Annotated in this window: 14 protein-coding genes and 2 pseudogenes; 9 read left to right on the top strand and 7 right to left on the bottom strand. The window is 69.7% G+C overall.

Features of this window, described 5'->3' with window-relative positions; all coding sequences use genetic code 11:
* Window positions 1-24: 24 nt before the first annotated feature.
* Entirely contained in the window at window positions 25-1,092 is a 1,068-nt protein-coding gene (locus ATK36_RS11775) for a glycosyltransferase family 4 protein (RefSeq protein ID WP_098511289.1), read from the bottom strand.
* 18 nt (window positions 1,093-1,110) lie between these two features.
* Here ATK36_RS11775 and ATK36_RS11780 point away from each other — a divergent pair, with 18 nt between their 5' ends.
* Genes ATK36_RS11780 through ATK36_RS11790 form a run of 3 tightly spaced genes read left to right on the top strand, consistent with a single transcriptional unit; the run spans window position 1,111 to window position 5,661 of the window.
* Entirely contained in the window at window positions 1,111-2,037 is a 927-nt protein-coding gene (locus ATK36_RS11780) for a glycosyltransferase family 2 protein (RefSeq protein WP_245914647.1), read from the top strand.
* Window positions 2,038-2,069: 32 nt separating this feature from the next.
* Window positions 2,070-4,583: a glycosyltransferase gene (locus ATK36_RS11785; RefSeq protein ID WP_098511290.1), complete on the top strand. Its 2,514-nt coding sequence runs from the start codon at window positions 2,070-2,072 to the stop codon at window positions 4,581-4,583.
* On the top strand, window positions 4,576-5,661 hold the full coding sequence (locus ATK36_RS11790) for a glycosyltransferase family 4 protein (protein ID WP_098511292.1): 1,086 nt from the start codon (window positions 4,576-4,578) through the stop codon (window positions 5,659-5,661). The genes ATK36_RS11785 and ATK36_RS11790 overlap by 8 nt, the downstream gene beginning before the upstream one ends.
* 87 nt (window positions 5,662-5,748) lie before the next feature.
* Here ATK36_RS11790 and rfbD read toward each other — a convergent pair whose 3' ends face one another.
* Together rfbD and rfbB are read right to left on the bottom strand one after the other, a co-directional pair.
* Complete coding sequence (gene rfbD / locus ATK36_RS11795; protein ID WP_170069700.1) at window positions 5,749-6,639, bottom strand: dTDP-4-dehydrorhamnose reductase; 891 nt, start codon at window positions 6,637-6,639, stop codon at window positions 5,749-5,751.
* Window positions 6,640-6,715: 76 nt separating this feature from the next.
* Window positions 6,716-7,708: a dTDP-glucose 4,6-dehydratase gene (rfbB, locus tag ATK36_RS11800; RefSeq protein WP_098511293.1), complete on the bottom strand. Its 993-nt coding sequence runs from the start codon at window positions 7,706-7,708 to the stop codon at window positions 6,716-6,718.
* A gap of 134 nt (window positions 7,709-7,842) precedes the next feature.
* On the opposite strand from rfbB, the gene ATK36_RS11805 reads away from it, so the two are divergent.
* From ATK36_RS11805 to ATK36_RS11815, 3 genes are all read left to right on the top strand, one after another.
* Window positions 7,843-9,357, top strand: coding sequence for an LCP family protein (locus ATK36_RS11805; protein WP_387001422.1), 1,515 nt, complete (start codon window positions 7,843-7,845; stop codon window positions 9,355-9,357).
* Window positions 9,358-9,713: 356 nt separating this feature from the next.
* Complete coding sequence (locus tag ATK36_RS11810) at window positions 9,714-10,889, top strand: LCP family protein (protein WP_245915362.1); 1,176 nt, start codon at window positions 9,714-9,716, stop codon at window positions 10,887-10,889.
* Window positions 10,890-10,910: 21 nt separating this feature from the next.
* Entirely contained in the window at window positions 10,911-11,615 is a 705-nt protein-coding gene (locus ATK36_RS11815; RefSeq protein ID WP_098511298.1) for a TIGR03089 family protein, read from the top strand.
* Between the two features lie 46 nt (window positions 11,616-11,661).
* On the opposite strand, the pseudogene ATK36_RS11820 reads toward ATK36_RS11815, so the two are convergent.
* From ATK36_RS11820 to ATK36_RS11835, 4 genes and pseudogenes are all read right to left on the bottom strand, one after another.
* Window positions 11,662-12,089 (bottom strand): annotated as a pseudogene (locus ATK36_RS11820) (DoxX family protein).
* 238 nt (window positions 12,090-12,327) lie between these two features.
* A complete protein-coding gene (locus ATK36_RS11825) occupies window positions 12,328-12,750 on the bottom strand; it encodes a hypothetical protein (protein WP_098514817.1) in 423 nt (140 codons plus the stop codon).
* 339 nt (window positions 12,751-13,089) lie between these two features.
* Window positions 13,090-13,962 carry an esterase/lipase family protein gene (locus tag ATK36_RS11830; RefSeq protein ID WP_098511299.1) on the bottom strand — a complete coding sequence of 291 codons (873 nt, stop codon included), beginning with the start codon at window positions 13,960-13,962 and terminating at the stop codon, window positions 13,090-13,092.
* Between the two features lie 117 nt (window positions 13,963-14,079).
* Window positions 14,080-14,304 (bottom strand): alpha/beta fold hydrolase, encoded by a 225-nt coding sequence (locus tag ATK36_RS11835; protein WP_170069701.1) that lies wholly within the window; start codon window positions 14,302-14,304, stop codon window positions 14,080-14,082.
* A 240-nt stretch (window positions 14,305-14,544) separates the two neighbouring features.
* Here ATK36_RS11835 and ATK36_RS11840 point away from each other — a divergent pair.
* From ATK36_RS11840 to ATK36_RS11850, 3 genes and pseudogenes are all read left to right on the top strand, one after another.
* A pseudogene (locus ATK36_RS11840) lies at window positions 14,545-15,351 on the top strand (class I adenylate-forming enzyme family protein); the annotation flags it as partial.
* 508 nt (window positions 15,352-15,859) lie between these two features.
* A complete protein-coding gene (locus ATK36_RS11845) occupies window positions 15,860-17,428 on the top strand; it encodes an amino acid adenylation domain-containing protein (protein WP_211291861.1) in 1,569 nt (522 codons plus the stop codon).
* Complete coding sequence (locus tag ATK36_RS11850; RefSeq protein WP_098511302.1) at window positions 17,425-18,714, top strand: ferredoxin reductase domain-containing protein; 1,290 nt, start codon at window positions 17,425-17,427, stop codon at window positions 18,712-18,714. The genes ATK36_RS11845 and ATK36_RS11850 overlap by 4 nt, the downstream gene beginning before the upstream one ends.
* Window positions 18,715-18,723 lie beyond the last annotated feature (9 nt).

The following is an 18,723-nucleotide window of genomic DNA, read 5'->3' on the forward strand; positions in this document are numbered from 1 at the left end:
AGGGCCCCTTCACAGCCCTGCACCTCAAGAGGGACGCCGGTGAGCGGCCCAGACCGCCTCGGCGGCGGCTCGCCAGGTGAACGTCCGGGCCCGCTCCCGGCCCAGCTTCGTCAGCTCGGCCGCGCGCTCGGGCGAGTCCAGGACCCCCCGCAGCGCATTCGCCATGGCCGGAGCATCCCCGCGGGGCACCACCACACCAGCCCCATCGGCCACCTCAGTCAAGGCAGGCACATCCGTGTGCACCACCGGGACGCCCATCGCCATCGCTTCCAGCAACGGCAGCCCGAAACCCTCCGCCAGGCTCGGGACGGCGAGGACGGCCGCGCCGCGCATCGCGGTCGCCAGTTCCGCGTCCGTCACCTTGCCCAGCAGGCGCACCTCCCGCAGGCCGCGGTCGGCGGCCAGCCGGGCCGGGTCGATCTCGCCCCAGCCGGGCTGTCCGGCGATCACCAGGGCCACGCCGTCCAGCTGCGCCACTGCGTCCACCAGCACATCCATGCCCTTGCGCGGTTCGATCGTGCCGACGGCCAGCACGTACCGCGTCGGCAGGTCCAGCTCCGCGGACCCCTCCGGCACGGTCACCCCGTGCGGCACGACGCGCACCGGCACGGTCACGTCGACCAGCACCGCCAGCTCGTCCGCCACGGCGCGGGTCGGCACGATCAGGCCGGACGCCCGGTGGGCGGCCCGCGCGATCATCGACCGGTGCCAGCTCACGCCACGCGCGGTGAGCGTCTCCGGATGCGTCCACGGCACGGTGTCGTGCACGGTCACGGTGAGCGTGCGCCCGGCCGGGGCGCGCGGGGGCGCGAAGGGGGTGGGCGCGTGCACCGCGTCGCCGCCCGGCCACCACGGGAACCCCATCTGCCACGTCGCGATCGCCGCCCGCGGCGGCAGCCGCAACATGCGCGGGCCTTCGACCCCCTCGATCCGCGCAGCGGACACGTCGGCATGCCGCGTAACGACGCTGGACACAGTCCAGCCGGAAGGCGCAGTAGCCGCCAGTGCGGGCAGCAGCTCAGCCGTGTACCGGCCGGTGCCGCCCGGAACGGGAGCCAGCAGTTGCTCGGCAAGCACGACCAGTTCGGGCACGACGCTATTGTCCTCCAGGTGACCAGCGGGGATTCCGGCACCACCGTCGTTGTCGTGACATGGCGTGGGGCAAGCCACATCACGGCCTGTCTGGACGCGCTGGCCGCCCAAGATCGTCCACATCGGACGCTCGTGGTGGACAACGCCTCGGACGACGGAACCGCCGCTCTGCTCGCCGCGCACCCAAGCCGGCCGGAGGTCGTCCGCCTGCGCCGCAACGCCGGGTACGCGGGCGCGATGGCGAAGGCGCTCGACACGATCGACACGCCCCGCGTCGCCTGGCTCAACGACGACGCCGAACCCGCGCCCGGCTGGCTGGCCGAGCTGGAAGACGCCCTCGCCGCACAGCCGCTGGCCGCCGCAGTCACCTCGCGGATGGAGCTGCCTGACGGCCGTACGCAATCCGCCGGCGTACGGCTGACCGCCGACGGACACGGTGCCGACCTCACCGAACCCACCGACGAGGTGTTCGGCTTCTGTGGGGGCGCGGCTCTGCTTCGCACCGACGCAGTGCGCGCGGTCGGCGGCGTACCCGCGGGCTTCTTCTGTTACTACGAAGACACCGACACCGCGTGGCGGCTACGGCTGGCAGGCTGGCACGTGGTGGCCGCCGACGCACGCGTACGGCACCTTCACGGCGCCAGTACTCAGCCCGGCTCGCCGCTGTTCCATCGCTGGAACGAGCGCAACCGTCTGCTCATGCTGCTGCGCTGCGCACCGACCGTGATCGCCGTACGCGAGCTGGCGCGGTTCGCCGCACTCACCGTGCTGCTGCCGCTTCGCCGCGACCGTCCGTCCGCGGCGAACTTCGCCATCGGGCTGCGCTGGCGGGTCCTCGGTGAGACCGCCCTCCGAATGCCCCGCACGCTGCGCGAACGGCGCCGGATTTCCCGGATCGCGGCCCTCGGCCGAGGGGTGATCTGGGAGGCGTGGGCGGGCCTTTAAGCTGAGCGCACATCGAGGGACAGGAGCTTGTCTTGGCGCTGGGGGACCCGCAACCACTCGTCTCGGTGATCGTGGTGAATTACCGCGGCGCCGACGACACCATCACCTGCCTGCGGGCGCTCGGTTCCGGACTCGACTACGAGCACGTCGAGCTGATCTGCGTCGACAATGGCTCCGGTGGCGAAGACGTGGCCCGTATCCGTGCCGCAATTCCGGACGTGCGGCTCATCGAATCCCCGGTCAACACCGGATTCGCGGGTGGCTGCAACCTCGGCGCGAAACACGCGAACGGCACCGTCCTCGGTTTCCTCAACAACGACGCCCGACCCGCCCCCGGCTGGGTCTCCGCAGCCGTCGCCGAGCTGCGCGCGCAACCGGGTGTCGCCGCGGTGGCGAGCAAAGTCCTCGATTGGGAAGGCACCGGCACCGATTTCGTCGACGCCGGGCTCACCTGGTTCGGCATGGGCTACAAACGGCACGCCGGCAGTCCGCTGGCCGAAGTGCCCGCGGCCGAGCACGAAGAAGCCAAGGACGTGCTCTTCGGCACCGGTTCGGCGATGTTCGTGCGCACCGCGGTATTCGCCGAGCTGGGCGGCTTCGACGAACGATTCTTCATGTTCTACGAGGACGTCGACCTCGGCTGGCGGCTGAACCTGCGCGGCTGGCGCGTGCGGTACGTGCCGGAATCGCTCACCTACCACCGCCATCACGGCACCATGTCGGCCGTCGACGCGCCGGAGAGCGGCCGCGAGACCTTCCTCCTCGAACGCAACGCGCTGGCCGCGCTGTACAAGAACCTGTCCGACGAGTCGCTGGCCCGTGCGCTGCCCGCCGCGCTCGCGCTGGCCGTGCGCCGCGCCACTGCCCGCGGCGGCCTCGACCCGGATCAGCTGGACCTCGAAAAGGGCGTCGGCCCGGCGGTGACCGACCCGGTCGCGGTGCCGCGCACCACGCTCGCCGGGGTGCTGGCCGTGGACCGGTTCGTGGAGCTGATGCCGTCGCTGGCCGAATCCCGTGCCGCCGAACAGGCCGCGCGGGTACGGACGGATGCCGATCTGCTGCCGTTGCTGCGCAAGGCGCTCGAACCCGCGTATCCGCTGCCGGATTACCTGCGGGCACACGAAATCCTCGTCGAAGCGTTCGGCATCGAGGAGGTGTTCGGGCAGCGGCGGAAGATCCTCGTGCTGACCGGCGACGCGATCACCGAGCGGATGGCCGGCCCGGCGATCCGGGCCTGGAACATCGCCGCCACGCTGGCCTCCGAGCACGACGTGCACCTGATCACCACCAACCCGCTGCTCTCGCCGCCGCCCGCGGCGTTCCGGATCGGTTCCGGCAAGCATCGTGACCTGGACGGCCCGATCGGCTGGGCGGACGTGGTGATCCTGCAGGGCCACGTGCTGGAGCTGGCCCCGTCGCTGAGGAAGCAGCACGAGCACAAGATCGTGGTCGCCGACGTCTACGACCCGATGCACCTGGAGCTGCTGGAACAGGGCAAGGACGCGCCCGACGACCAGCGCGCGCTCGACCTGGCGGGCGTCACGAAGGTGCTGGACGCGCAGCTGGAGCGGGCCGACTTCTTCCTCTGCGCCTCGGAGCGGCAGCGGCACTTCTGGCTCGGTCACCTCGCCGCGCTCGGCCGGCTCTCGCCGCGGCTCTACGACGCCGACCCGACCACGCAGTCGCTGCTCGCGGTGGTGCCGTTCGGGCTTTCACCGCAGGCGCCGGTACGCACTGGGCCGGGTCTGCGCGCCGCGCTGGGCCTCGGCGAAACCGACCGCGTGGTGCTGTGGGCGGGCGGCGTGTACAGCTGGTTCGACCCGCTCACCCTGATCCGCGCGGTCGACCTGCTGCGGCAGCGCCGGGAAGACGCGCGGCTGGTGTTCCTCGGCATGAAGCACCCGAATCCCGAGGTCGCCGAGATGGACATCGGCGCGCGGACGATGCGGCTGGCCGATTCGCTGGGGCTCACCGACAAGCACGTCTTCTTCAACGAGCACTGGGTGCCCTATTCGGACCGGCAGAACTGGCTGCTCGACGCGAACACCGGCGTGACCACGCACTACGAGCACGTGGAAACCACCTTCGCCTTCCGCACCCGGGTGCTGGACTACCTGTGGGCGCGCCTGCCGATCGTGACCACGGACGGGGACGCCTTCGCCGACCTGGTGCGAACGGAGCGCCTGGGCGTCGTGGTCCCTGCCGAGGATGCCGAGGCGCTGGCGGCGGCGCTGGAAAAGACGCTGTACGACGAGGAATTCGCGGCGGGCTGCGTCGAGCGGATGCAGCTGGTCGCGCAGCGCTACGCGTGGCCTGAAGCGTTGAAGCCACTGGTGGAGTTCTGCCGGAACCCGCGCCCGGCCGCGGACCGGCTGCCCGGGGCCGCGGATCTGACCACCGCCGCGCCGGTGCGCGGCGCCGAACTGGTTCGCCGGGACGTGGCGCTGGTGAAGGAATACCTGGCCGCGGGCGGTCCGGGCGAGCTGGCCCGCCGGGCGACCGGGCGGGTCGTGAAGGTCGCCCGCGAGCGGTTGCGCCGTGGCTGAGGGTCCGTTGCGGGTCCTGCTGGACGGCACACCGCTGCTCGGCGCCCGCACGGGCATCGGCCGGTACACCGCGGCGCTGAGCGAAGAACTCACGTCGATGTCCGAAGTGGACCTTCGGGCGGTCGCGTTCACCCTGCGCGGCTGGCGGAAGCTGCGCAAAGTGCTGCCGCACGGCGTCGAGGCCCGCGGCATGCCCGTGTCCGCGCGGCTGCTGCGCGCGAGCTGGCTGCGCTCGCAGCTGCCGCCGGTCGAGCTGTTCGCCGGCCCCACCGACGTCGTGCACGGCACGAACTTCGTGCTGCCCGGCCGATTCCGCGCCGCCGGCGTGCTGACCATCCACGACCTGGCGTTCTTCGACGCGCCCGGGGAACTCAACCCGTCCGACCGTACCCTGCCCGAACTCGTCCGCCGCGGCGCCCGCCAGGCGAACGTGATCTGCACGCCGACCAGCGCGGTCGCGGACGCGGTGGCGGAGAAGCTGGATGTGGACCGGGACAAGATCGTGGTGACCCCGCTCGGGGTGAACCCGGCCTGGTTCACCGCGCGCCCGCCGGAGGACGGCGTGCGCGCGAGACTCCGGCTGCCGGAGAAGTACCTGCTCTTCGCCGGTGCCGCCGGGCCGCGCAAGGGCCTGGAGTGGCTGGCGAAAGCACACGACGCCGCCCCGGACCTGCCGCCGCTCGTCTTCGCCGGACCCGGGCCGTTCCCCCGGCTGCCCCGGTCCGGGCAGACCGGCTATCTGTCCGATGTGGACTTGCGCGCGGTGGTCGCCGGCGCGGCCGCGCTGGTGCTGCCCTCCCGGGACGAGGGCTTCGGCCTGCCGGTGCTGGAAGCGATGGCCTCGGACGTCGCGGTGGTCTGCACCGACATCCCGGCCCTGCGCGAGGTCGCAGGCGACTGCGCGACGCTGGTCCCCTACGACGACGTCGACGGCCTGGCCGAGGCCCTCCGTCAAGCCGTGACCGACCCGCACGCGACCATCACGTCAACCGCCCGCCGCACGCATGCGGCCGGGTTCACCTGGCGCAACTGTGCACTTCGGACAGTCGAGGCCTACCAGCAGGCCGTCGCTCGCTGACTCTCTCGGACTGCCGTGAAGGGGCCCTTCACGGACTCTGAGTCCGTGAAGGGCCCCTTCACAGCCTTGCTGGAGCAGGAGCGCGCGTCAGCCCGCGAAGTAGCCGTGCAAGGCTTCGCGCCATCCACGCAACGGCGCGAGCCCGGCCTCGCGCCAGGAAGCGTCGGACAGCACCGAATACGCCGGACGCGGTGCGGGACGCGGGAATTCCGCCGTGGTGCACGGCCGCACCCGCTCCGGATCGGCGCCGATCTCCGCGAAGATCGCGCGGGCGAACCCACACCAGGTGACCTCTCCCGCCCCCGTGCAGTGCAAGACCTTCGCCGCCGGGCCACGGCCTTCGGCGATCGCCCCGGCCAGTTCGAGCAGACCGGCCGCCAGATCCGCGGACCAGGTCGGCGAACCGACCTGATCGTCCACAACGGACAGACGATCCCGCTCGCCCGCCAGGCGCACGATGGTCTTCACGAAGTTGTTCCCGGTACGGCCGTACACCCAGCTGGTCCGGACCACCCAGGACGACGCGCCGGAGCCGAGCACCGCGTCCTCGCCCGCCGCCTTCGTCCGGCCGTAGGCACTGCGCGGACCCAGCGCATCGTCCACTTCGTACGGTCGCGTCGCGTCGCCGGGGAAGACATAGTCGGTGGACACCTGAATCAGCGGCACCCGATGCGACGAGCAGGCCGCGGCCAGCACCCGGGGACCGTCCACATTGACCGCGAACGCGCGGGCCTCGTCCGACTCGGCGGCGTCCACCGCCGTGTAAGCCGCGGCATTGATCACCAGCGGGACGGCCCCGGATTCGGCCGCACGGGCGGCAAGTGAGCCGACCGCGGACACCACGTCCCCGGTGACGGTGAGATCCAGCTCCGCCGAGGAGGGCGCGACCACCTCCGTCCCGGACGGCACGGATTCCACCAGGTCCCGGCCGAGTTGACCGGAACCGCCGGGCACGAGCAGGGCCAGCCGCACCGGCACACCTCCTCCTACTGCGAACTACTGCTGCGAACTGCTACTGCGGATCGACTGCTGCGGATCACCGACCGCGAGACCATCAGGACGTACCGAGCGCGGCGCGGCCCTTCAGCGGCTCCCACCACGCCCGGTTGTCCGCATACCAGCGCACGGTACCCGCCAAGCCGTCCTCGAAGGACACCCGCGGAGCGTAGCCGAGTTCCCCGCTGATCTTGCCGATGTCGACCGAGTACCGCCGATCGTGGCCCTTGCGGTCGGCCACCGGCTCGACCATCTCCCAGCCGGCCCCGACCGCCTCCAGCAGCCGTCCGGTCAGCTCCTTGTTGGTCAGCTCGGTTCCGCCGCCGATGTTGTAGATCTCGCCCGCGCGCCCACCGTCGGCGACCAGCTGGATGCCGTGGCAGTGGTCGTCCACGTGCAGCCAGTCACGGACGTTCAGGCCGTCGCCGTAGAGCGGCACCTTCCTGCCGTCGAGCAGGTTGGTCACGAAGACCGGAATCACCTTTTCCGGGAACTGGTATGGCCCGTAGTTGTTCGAGCACCGCGTGACACACACCGGCAGCCCGTGCGTGCGCGAGTAGGAGCGCGCGATCAGATCGGAGGACGCCTTCGACGCGGAGTACGGCGAATTCGGTTCCAGCACGTGATCTTCGGTCCACGAACCGTCCTGGATGGACCCGTAGACCTCGTCCGTGGACACGTGCACGAACTTGCCGACCCCCGCCTCCAGGGCGGCCTGCAGCAGGGTCTGCGTGCCGAGCACGTTGGTGAGCACGAAATCCGCCGAGCCGAGGATAGAACGGTCTACATGCGACTCGGCGGCGAAGTGCACGACCAGGTCCACCCCGCGCATTTGCTCGGTCACCACGGCCGTATCGCAGATGTCCCCGCGGACGAACCGCAGCCGCGGGCTGTCCGCGACCGGGGCCAGGTTGGCCTCGTTGCCGGCGTAGGTGAGCTTGTCCAGAACCACCACCTCGGCGTCACCCAGCGTCGGGTAAGCCCCCGAAAGCACCTGCCGGACGTAGTGCGATCCGATGAACCCGGCACCGCCCGTCACGAGGACTCGCATCCGTCTCCACCCTTCCTGCCACCGTCGTGTGCCCGAGCGGGCAATCGGACACCAGCCTACGGGTGCCGGCCAGGAGAGCCGGTAGAGTCGGGTGGCGGGACAGACGTGCGCAGGGCATGTCCGGGGAGGGACACGTGGCCGAAGGGCCTGGGGCGTCGGTGGCAGCGCGCCGCGGTCGCGGTGTCCTGCTCGTGCTGCGCCGCGGCGGCAAGGTCGTGCTGTCCATCCTGTCGGTCGTGATCATGGTGCTGACCTGGTACTTCTGGCAGTTCATCGGCGATCCGCGGAGCGGATTCGCCACCACCGACATCTTCGGCGCACAGCAGGCGCAGGCCAAACCGCTCGACGGCGCGATGGACATCCTGCTGGTCGGCCAGGACAGCCGCACCGACAACGCCGGCGACCCGCTGCCCCGCGAGGTGCTGGACATGCTGCATGCCGGCGAAGCGGAGGGCGACAAGCAGACCGACACGATGATCCTGGTGCACATCCCGCAGAACGGGCAGCACGCGGTCGCGGTCTCCTTCCCGCGCGACTCGTACGTGGAGATCACCGGCGGATTCGGCAAGCACAAGCTGAACAGCGCGTACGTCTACGCCTACAACGACACGTTCAAGACCCTGCAGGCCAAGGGCGGCGACCTGAAGGAGATCGACGAGCAGGCCAAGCTGGCCGGCCGCAAGAACCTGGTCGCCACGCTGGAGAAGTTCATCGGCAAACCGGGCATGATCGATCGGTACGCCGAGGTGAACCTGGCCAGCTTCTACGAGGTCACCAAGGCCATCGGCGGGGTGCAGGTGTGCCTCAAGGCGCCGATGCAGGAGAAGAAGTCCGGGATCGACCTGCCCGCCGGGCAGCAGAGCGTGCAGGGCGTGCAGGCGCTGGCCTTCGTCCGGCAGCGGTACGGCCTGCCCAACTACGACCTGGACCGGATCGCCCGGCAGCAGGCGTTCCTGTCCGGGCTGGCGAGGAAGGTGCTCTCGCCGGAGGTGCTGGCGAACCCGGTGAAGCTGGCCGACCTGATCTCGGCGGTGAAGAAGTCCGTGGTGCTGTCCGCCGGCTGGGACATAGCCGAGTTCGCCGACCAGATGCGCGGCCTGACCGGTGGCAATATCGAGTTCCACACCATCCCCACCGAGGGCAACGCGCGGATCGGCGGCGCGGACGTGCTGCGCGTGGACCAGGCCAAGGTGCACGCCGAGGTCACCCGGCTGACCTCGGACGGCGCCCCGCCCCCGGCGAGCACCGCGAACCTGCCGGGCGCGGCCGCGATCACCGTGGACCTGTTCGACGGCTCCGGCTCCGGCGCCGCGGCGCAGACCCGAACCCTCTTGCAAGGCAAGGGTTTCCACCTGAGCGACGCGACGAAGCTGTCCACCCGGGCCGCCACCGTGCTGCGCTACCACCCGTCCGAGGAGGCGGCCGCGGACCTGGTCCGCCAGTCCCTCCGCGGCAACCCGCAGGCCGAACCGGACGCGGATGTCGCTGCCGGCCACGTCCGGGTGCTGCTGGGCAAGGACGCCGGTGCCGCGAGCGGCACACCCACCAGGCCCGTCGCGCCGGCCCCGCCCGCCTCGTCTTCCTCAGCGACCCCCGTCACGCCCGCCGCGCCGCCGATCACGGCAGGCGAAGTGCCCTGCGTCAACTAGAGTCGGACATCTGGCAGCGCGCTCGGCAACGGAGCGCGAGCCGGTGAGGTGGGGAGGTACGCGGGGTGGACGAAGAGCGGGAGAACCCGGACCGGCCGGACCACGGCCCGGCCCCGGCACATCCGGACGCCGCCACACCCCCGGGCAGTTCCGGCCGGCCCGCGGACGAGGGCGGCTCGACGGGACAGGCAGGTGCGAAAGACCCGAAGAGCGCGGACCGGCCGGTGAACGCACCGGGCACTCCCGGGCCTTCGCCGGAGACCACGTCCCCCCGCCACGCCAAGCCAGAAGGCGCCGAAACCGGCCACGACCTTGCCGAACTCCCTGTCGCCGGCGACAACGACGCCACGGTCGGCATAACCGAGGCCACCGGCGAACAGCCACACCGCAGGCCGGGACGAGCTGGGCGGGCAGGCCGGGTGACCCGCCGGATCGCCCTCGGGCTGGCGTCCGTACTCGCGCTCGGGGCGACCGGATATGCCTACGTCACCAAGGATCGGCTGCAGAACAACGTATCCACCACCGACGTGCTCACCCCTCGCCCGGGCGAGCCGCCGGCGCCGTCCGCGAATGACGGCGGTACCGACATCCTGCTCGTCGGCAGCGACGCACGAACCGACGCGCAAGGCAACGCCCTGCCGCCCAAGATGCTGAAATCGCTGCGTACCGAGGAAAAAGCCGGCATCAACACGGACACGATCATCCTGCTGCGGTTTCCCAGGAACGGCGGCAAACCGTCCGGGATCTCGATTCCGCGGGACAGCTGGGTCACCGTGCCGGGCCGCGGGCAGTCCAAGATCAACTCGGCGTACGGGGTGGCGAAGGCGGCGGCCGAGAACGAGCAGCGCGCGCAGGGCGAGCACGATCAGGCCAAGCTGGAGCGCGATTCGGACGCGGCCGGGCGGCGGGTGCTGCTGCAGGCCGTCCAGGATCTCACCCAGGTCCGGGTCGACCACTACGCCGAAGTCAACCTGCTCGGTTTCTCCCTGCTCACCGAGGCGCTCGGCGGGGTGCAGGTGTGCCTGAACCACGCGACGACCGACAAGGATTCCGGCGCGAACTTCACCCGCGGGGTACAGACCGTCTCCGGCGGCGAAGCGCTCTCGTTCGTCCGTCAGCGCAAGAACCTGCCGAACGGCGACCTGGACCGGATCAAGCGGCAGCAGGCCTTCCTCACCTCCGCGTTGCGCAAGGTGCTCTCCGCGGGCACGCTGACCGATCCGGGCACGCTGAACAACCTGATGGACGCCGCGCACCGATCGATCGTGCTCGACGAGGGGCTCGACGTCCTGGATTTCGCCCGGCAGCTCAAGAGCCTGGCTTCCGGTGACCTCACTTTCACCACGATCCCGGTGGTCACCACGAACGGCCGCAGCCCGGACGGGCAGAGCATCGTGGAGGTCGACCCGGATCAGGTGCGGAAGTTCGTCGCGGGACTCGCCGGGCGGGCTCCGTCCGGGGGCGGCGGCGCGGCCGGGGCGCCGGTCGGGCAGGGGGATTCCGGGGTACCGGGCCTGCCCTGCGTGGACTGAACCCCGGCTAACCTTGCGCGCATGAGCCTGACCGAACAGCTGCTCCGCCCGCTCCTGGCCAACTCGGCGAAACCGCTGATCACGCACTACGACGACCGGCTCGGCAGCCGGGTCGAGCTGTCCGTGGCGACCACCGTGAACTGGGCCGCGAAAACGGCGAACTGGCTGGTGGACGAGTTCGACGTGGAGCCGGGCGACGACGTCGCGGTACTGCTGCCGGCGCACTGGCAGACCGCCGGCGTCCTGCTTGGGGCCTGGTGGTGCGGGGCGAACGTGGTCGCCGAGCCGGACGGGGCGCGAGTGGTGTTCACCGGCCCTGAGCAGCAGGTGCGCGCGCCCGCGGTCGCGGTCGTGTCGCTCGACCCGATGGGCCGCGGCCTCACCACCGAACCCACCGACGGCGCGCTGGACTATGTGACCGAGGCCAGGATGTCCGGTGACCAGTTCCTCCCGCTGCAGCCGATCCCCGGCGACACCCCCGCCCTCACGTCCTCCACTGTGGACGAACTACTCGCCGAAGCCCGCGTCCGGGCCGGAAAACTCGGCTTGAGCGGTACCGATCGTGTTCTGTCCACAGTGGATTGGACGATTCCGGACGGAGTACTGGACGGCCTGCTCGTCCCGCTCGCCGCGGGTGCACACCTGGTGCAGGTGAGCAATGCCGACCCGGCGAAGCTGGCCGCCCGGCGCGAGGCCGAACGCACCACCGCCGACCTCCCTGCGTGAGGCGGGGAGGGAACCCTTGCCCAGGCCGGGTTCCCTCCACCCGTGCTCAGGCGGCTTCCAGCGCCGGGCTCGCGTCGAGGCGGGCCTCCCGGCGCCGCCGGAACAGCAGGTGGTCCGGCGACAGCCGGCCGCCGTTGAAACCGAGCGCCAGGGCACCAGCACGAGTTCGCAGCCGCCATCACCGGTCAGGCCGTTGGCCGCATGCACGCTGATCAGCGCACCCGCCATGGTGATCGCGTACCCCACCGCGATCAGCGGCAGCAGGAAGCCGGCCACGAAGGCGATCGAGCCGAGCAGTTCGAGCACGATCACGAAGATCGCCGCCACCGTCGGCAGCGGAATGCCGATCTTGTCGGACATCGCCGCGGTGGCCTCGACCCCGCTGTTCCACTTCTGCAGGCCGTGCGCGAAGAACATCACCGCCACGCCGATCCGGCCGAGCAGCAATGCGACGTCCTTGACTCGAGCGAACATACGCCTCAGGACTCCCAAATGCGTGAAAGTTCAACCGGCCCGTCCGACGGTAGGGCACCCGGCACCGTCGCAGCGGCTCCGTCGAGTGATCGACAGGAAACCGACAGGCACCGGAAACCCAGCCATGGCACGAATCCCAGGGCGCCGTGAACAGGCGGCGCCATCGCCCGCAGGCGACAGCACGGCAAAGAGGGAGGCACTACCCCACGGCGAAGGACCGCTCCGCCGAGTACGAGATTCAGGCTGGGCGACGCCGGACCGCGTCGAGTTCCGCCCAGCCGCCGTGCACGGACAGCACGGTCAGCACGCGCTCGGCGAGCGTGGCGAACCGTTGCAAGTCCTCGTGCAGCGTGCGGGCACGATCGGTGTCCAAGGGCGCATGATCGTCCCACCAGAGGCCGATGACCGCGCTCGCGGACAGCACGAGCGGCTGGATCAGCCGCCCGAACTCGTCCGACGGTTCACCCGCGGCACGGCAGCCGTCCTCGATGTCGTCGAAGACATCGAGAAGTTCGCGCAGCGGCTGTACGGCATCCGAAGGCGTACCGTCCCACGCCGCACTGAGCCACACGCGGTCGCTCAACTCGAGCCACAGCCGCCATCCTGCGACGAGCTCGGCTTCGTCGTATGGCGTCCAGGTTTCGGGGACGGGCCAGAACATGCCGATGACTGTGACATCCGGATCGGCGTCGCACAACCAACCGCAGCCAGAATGGCCTTCCGGGTCGAGAAGTGTTCGCGTTCTTACCCTCCGCGTGGGCAAACGGGTCTTTCCGCGGCAAAACCCGTGCATGCGGAGCCGAGGTGCGATAGCCGGATCCCCGCCGCCCGATCCGACCGTTCCCGCAGGCCACCGGGCTGTCCGAGAAAATTGCACACTGCAGGGGGACAACGGAAAGCGCAGCTGCGAGCAATACACGAGAATGACATCACATGACGCTCCGTAGTCAATGCCGACGACCACGGAGCGCCTTCCGGAGGACCGGAATACCCCATTTGCTCAGCTGATCACGGGGGGCACGAAAACGCACTTCGGCGCGGCTGCGTGCTGCGGATCGAGGGCGTTGAGCACCTCGCGCTGCGCGATCGGGTCGTACGGAATGCCGAGGTGATCGGTGAAGTCCAGCGCACACACGTTCTGCAGGAGAACATTCCGGACATTCGGCGCGGGCTTGAGGTAAGCGTTGGTATAGGGCGTGACCACTTCGTCGTACCTCGTCTGGATCACCGTGTAGTCCACCCCGGGCACGGTGTCGCCACCCGCGTTGAGATCGGTGAGGAAGGCGGAGCCGGTGGACTGCTCATTACAGGCCGGGCACGCGGCGCCGACCAGGTCCCGGGCCGGCGGGATCGCCTGAATCGCGCTGAGCAGGCCGAACAGGCTGGTGCCGTAGTTCGACGGCGACAGGCCGATCAGTTTGCCGATCTTGTCCGCGCCACCGAGATTCTTGATCCAGTACCGCGGGTTCATCCCGCCCTGCGAATGCCCTACCACGTCCAGCTTCGCCGCGCCGGTGGCCTTCAGCACTTTGTCGCCGAAGCTCGCCATTTGCCCGGCGGTACCGGCGATCGGGCCGACAGTCTGCAGGAAGGCGCCCGGCGAGCCGCCGAAGTTTCCCGCGAACACGCAGTAGCCCTCGTCGGCCAGCCGCCGGGAGAGACCCGCCCAGTTCTCGTAGGCGTTGGCCGTGGTGCCGTTGGACAGCAGCACCGGGTTGGGGTGCGCTGCGGAAGGCTTGCAGTTCCAGTCGTTCGCCCCTGGCGGCGCGAGTGTCGGCTGTGCCACCGAGTAGATCGCCGCCGCGATGATGTTCGGCTGAACCGGCCCGGTGGGATCCTGCTCCGCCGAGGCGGTCGCGGTACTCAGGACCATCCCCCGAGCACCGCCACCAAAGCCACCGTCCGCCGTCCGAAACCCCGCATGCCCATCCGCTCCACCTCTCTGTGCGCCCGATGCCTGCTTAACGCCGGAGGACGGCGAAAGGAACGGTTATTTTCCGGCTGGTTGTGCATCGAGGAAACGCCGCAGGTACGGGTTGACGGCATCGGCGTGGCTGAGGCTGAGGAAGTGCGCCCCGCCGTCGACGGTCACCAGCGGCGCGGCATTCGGCAGCGCGACGACGAGCGCTTCCGCCCTGGCGACCGGATAGGCCAGGTCAGCCGTCCCGTGCAGAACGATGGCCGGCGCGCCGATCTCACCGGCTCGGTCGAGCACGCCGTCCCCAGGGTGTCGGCAAAGTCGGTGTGGAGGTCCGTGGAGGTCTGTGAAGGGGCCCTTCACAGACCCGAAACCGGTCCGGCGCACGCCACGAGGTGGTCGCACACACCTCCGCATCACCCGCTGCCGGGTCCCCGACCAACTTTGCTGGAACCCTGACGCCGTCCCGGTCGACGAGCGCGTTCATGATCCGCGACAGGCGTTCGCCCCGGATCTCCCGCCACTTCGGGATCGGTAGCCGAACGGCTCCAGGTGACTTCCCTCGGCGGTGCGCCAGCCTTGTTCGCCGCGCTGTTGGCCACGCCGTCCTTTCACACCGCGGATCTGTCGTCCGTGCGCACCATCGGATCGGGTGCCGCGCCGATGAGCCACGAGATGTTCCGCGCGCTGCAAGAACGATTCCCCGGGGTGCTGATCGCCGAGGGCTACGGGCTGACGGAGATGACCATGAGCGCGATCTCCTCTCCCCCGTACCACTCCGGAGTGCGCAAGGTGGGCTCCGTCGGCAGGCCGATCTTCGACACCGAGCTGAAACTCGTCGCCGCGGGGAGCGAGGAACCGTTGCCATGCGGGCAAGAGGGCGAAGTGTGCGTACGCGGACCGCAGCTGATGCGTGGTTACCGGAACCGGCCCGAGGAGACCGCCGACGCCCTCGTGCAGGGCTGGTCGCACACCGGCGACATCGGCGTACTCGACGAGGACGGCCAATTGTCCATTGTGGATCGCAAGAAGGATATGTTGCTGTACAAGGGATACAATGTCTTCCCCCGAGAGCTGGAGGAGCTGCCGCTCACACTGCCGGGAGTGCTCGGCGCCGCGGTGGTCGGCAGGCCCCGCGACGATGTCGGCGAGCTTCCGGTGGCGTTCGTGGTGCGGCAACCCGGCTCCGAAGTGGACGCCACACACCTGATCGCCGCGGTGAACGAGCGGGTGCTGCCGTACAAACGGTTGCGGGAGCTGCACTTCGTGGACGAGATCCCGGTGTCCGCGGCTGGGAAGGTGCTCAAGCGCGAGCTGCGCAAGCGACTCCCCGAGCCGAACTGAACACCCGCCGCCAGCAGGGACGACTGCGCGCCGGAACAGGATTCCGGACTCGATGTGTACCGCAAACAACATTCGAGTACCACTCAGCGGGACGACCCGCGCGCAGATTAATCCACATAACCATCAGGTGATCTTCCGGCGGCGATCGCGTGCCTCGGCTTGACCGGGTTGACGTCGTCCGGTAGCCAGCTGCCGGCCGATCAACCCGGCGAAAGGCGCCGACTGGCGCGAGCCTCGAAGGCGGTAAGGTGCCGCTGACCAGGCCGACCTGGCCAACGTTGACCTTGCGGCACACTTACCCCCCAGACGATCACCCTTCTGGGTGGACTTCCGTTCCAGCATTGGCATTGGTTCAACAAGATCGTGTAGACAATAGCCCGTATGGGCTAGCCGCGTGGCCCATTAAGCTTACTCCTGCTCTGTCCCCATTATTCGACCTCTTATTCGCCGAATTCACACTCGACGATTTCGCAGTCATTGCCAGAAAGCTTTGAACGGAGTCGGTCTCATGAAGCAACAACTCCTGACCATGCCCGGAACACAGCTCGACTTCGCGCCGGAACTCGACACCCTGAGTGCGGTGGATCGGCGGCTGTTCCGGCACTTCGGCTGGGGTCCAGACCACTCGGTGCCCAGGGTGGCGCTGCACCGGATGATCGAGGAGTACGCCCTCGCCAGACCCGGCGCGGTGGCGGTAGAACACCTCGGAAACCGGATGTCCTACGGGGAACTCTCCGGCCACGCCGAACGATTGGCCGCCCGCCTGGCCGAGTACGGAGTACGGCCGGGGGACCACGTGGCCCTGGTGGTCCGCCGCGGTATCCCGATGGTCGTCGGCATCCTGGCCATCCTGAAAGCGGGCGCCGCCTACGTGCCGCAGGACGCCCGGATCGTGCGGCCCGCCATGCTCCGCCACATTCTGCACACCACCGGGGCCCGCGTCGTGCTCACCCAGTCCGACCTGCCGGTGACCGTCCCAGCCGGACACCACACGCTCGACATCGACGCGGTGATGACCGAGCGCGGCGAGGTCCGCCGGCCCCGCGTCGAGATCACGCCGGACCAGCCGTGCTACATCCTGTTCACCTCCGGGACCACCGGAAAGCCCAACGGGGTGGCCGTCACCCACGCCAATCTGGCCAATCTCCTGCTGACCCAGCCGGGCGACCTCGGCATCCGGCCGGGCACGGTGGTCGGGCAGATCCTCAACATCGCCTTCGACATGGCCGCCTGGGAAATCCTCGGCTGCCTCACCCACGGCGGCACCCTGCTGATTCGCGGCGACGACATCGGGGCGGTCGCCCGCCGGGCGGACGTGCTGATCGCGACGCCGACTATATTGTCCACTTTGGATCCCGACAAGTGCGCCAAGGTACGGACCGTCGCGGTGGCCGGGGAGCCCTGCCCGCGTCCGCTGGCCGACCGGTGGGCCGCGACCCGCACCTTCTACAACGGATGCGGCCCGACCGAGGTCACCATCGTCAACACGATGCAGCACCATCACCCCGAAGCCCCGCTGCTCACCATCGGCCGCCCCACCCCGAACAACACCGTCTACGTCCTCGACGAGCACCAGCACCCCTGCCCGATCGGGAAAACCGGCGAGATGTGGGCGGGCGGCGACTGCGTCTCCGCGGGCTATCTGGCCAATCCCGGCCTCAACACGGAGCGCTACCGGCCTGACCCCTTCCTCGGCGGCGGCCGCATGATGTTCCGGACCCGCGATCTGGGCCGCTGGACGCCCGACGGCGAACTCGAGCACCTCGGCCGGACCGACGACCAGGTCAAGATCCGGGGTTTCCGGGTCGAGCTGGACTCGGTGTCCACGGTGCTGGAGAACCTGCCCGGGTGCACCAGGGCGGTCACCCTCAAGGTCGACGACAGCACGCTCGTGGCGTTCGTCCAGCCGGAGACCGTCGACCCGGCCGCCGCGGTGCAGGCGGTCGCCGAAGCCTTGCCCTACTACTGCACGCCCGCGGCGGTGCACCCGATGCCCGCGTTGCCGATGACCAGCCGGGGCAAGATCGACAAGGCACAGCTGCTGGATGTCGCACGCGGAGAGGAGCCGGCCGAATGACCGCGGTGACCACAGAACGGGAAGAGATCGTCCTCCCGCCCCTGCTGCCGAAACTGCGGCGGGTGTTCAAGCATCCGAAACTGATGCACCACAACCGGCTTGCCGCGGGCGTCGTGGTGATCAACCTGATCGTGCTGGGCTTCGCGCTGCCCGGCGGGATCACCGCCGGGTTCGCCTCCCAGGCGGCGCTGGCGAACTTCGCGCTCGCGATCCTGATCCGCCGTCAGCGGCTGATCAACCTGATGTTCCGGGTGGCGACCTCGGCGCCGGTGACCTGGCCGCTGCGGGTGCGGTGGGTACTGGGCAAGGTCTACCACTTCGGCGGCATGCACGTCGGCGGCGCCGTGTCCGGCACGCTCTGGTTCGGCGCCTTCGTCGGCCTCAGCACGGCACAGCCCGCACCTGCCGCCGTGCTCGTACTGGCGTACGCGCTGGTCGCGTTGTTCCTTGGCATGGTTGTGCTCGCGACGCCGCGGCTGCGGGCAAAGTTCCACAACAGTTTCGAGCTGATGCACCGGCTCGGTGGCTGGCTGTCGCTGATCCTGTTGTGGGGACTGACGATCGCGCAGACAGTCCACAAAGGATTATCGCTGTTCTCGGTGCCGGAATTCTGGGCGCTGATCGTGCTCACCGCCGCCGTCGCCGCGCCGTGGACCCGGCTGCGCAAGGTGGACGTGGACATCGAACGGCCGTCCTCGCACGTCGCGATCGCCCGGTTCACCCACGGCCGCAAGCCTTTCGCCGGATCGTCGACCGCGATCAGCCGATCCCCGCTGCGCGAGTGGCACTCGTTCGCCAACATCCCGGCGCCCCACGAGCACGGTTTCCGCCTGACCATCTCCCGGGCCGGCGACTGGACCGGACGGTTCATCGACGACCTGCCCTCGCGGGTGTGGGTCAAGGGCATCACCACCGCGGGCGTGGCCAACATCGAAACCCTGTTCCGCCGGGTCGTCTACATCGCCACCGGCAGCGGGATCGGCCCGTGCCTGCCGCACCTGCTGGCCCAGGAGGTGCCCGCCCGGCTGGTCTGGGCCACCCGCGATCCGCGGGTCACCTACGGGGACGGGCTGGTGGACGAGATCCTCGCCGTCCAGCCGGACGCGCAGATCTGGGACACCGGCCGGCACGGCAAGCCCGACATGGTCCAGCTCGCGTACGCGGCCTACCGGGATTTCGATGCGGAGGCCGTCATCTGCATCTCCAACAAGAAACTGACCTGGAAGGTCGTGCACGGCCTGGAATCCCGGGGCATTCCGGCGTACGGCGCCATCTGGGACTCCTGAGCACGGTGC

Origin of the sequence: Amycolatopsis sulphurea, assembly GCF_002564045.1 — a bacterium.
GTDB classification, from domain to species: Bacteria; Actinomycetota; Actinomycetes; order Mycobacteriales; family Pseudonocardiaceae; genus Amycolatopsis; species Amycolatopsis sulphurea.

Excerpts from the sequence above, each read along its gene's own strand:
- ATK36_RS11830 (WP_098511299.1), bottom strand. The coding sequence starts at position 13,962 with ATGGTCCTGAGTACCGCGACCGCCTCGGCGGAGCAGGATCCCACCGGG.
- ATK36_RS11845 (WP_211291861.1), top strand. The coding sequence starts at position 15,860 with ATGAAGCAACAACTCCTGACCATGCCCGGAACACAGCTCGACTTCGCG.
- rfbB (WP_098511293.1), bottom strand. The coding sequence starts at position 7,708 with ATGCGAGTCCTCGTGACGGGCGGTGCCGGGTTCATCGGATCGCACTAC.
- ATK36_RS11825 (WP_098514817.1), bottom strand. The coding sequence starts at position 12,750 with ATGTTCTGGCCCGTCCCCGAAACCTGGACGCCATACGACGAAGCCGAG.
- ATK36_RS11815 (WP_098511298.1), top strand. The coding sequence starts at position 10,911 with ATGAGCCTGACCGAACAGCTGCTCCGCCCGCTCCTGGCCAACTCGGCG.
- ATK36_RS11850 (WP_098511302.1), top strand. The coding sequence starts at position 17,425 with ATGACCGCGGTGACCACAGAACGGGAAGAGATCGTCCTCCCGCCCCTG.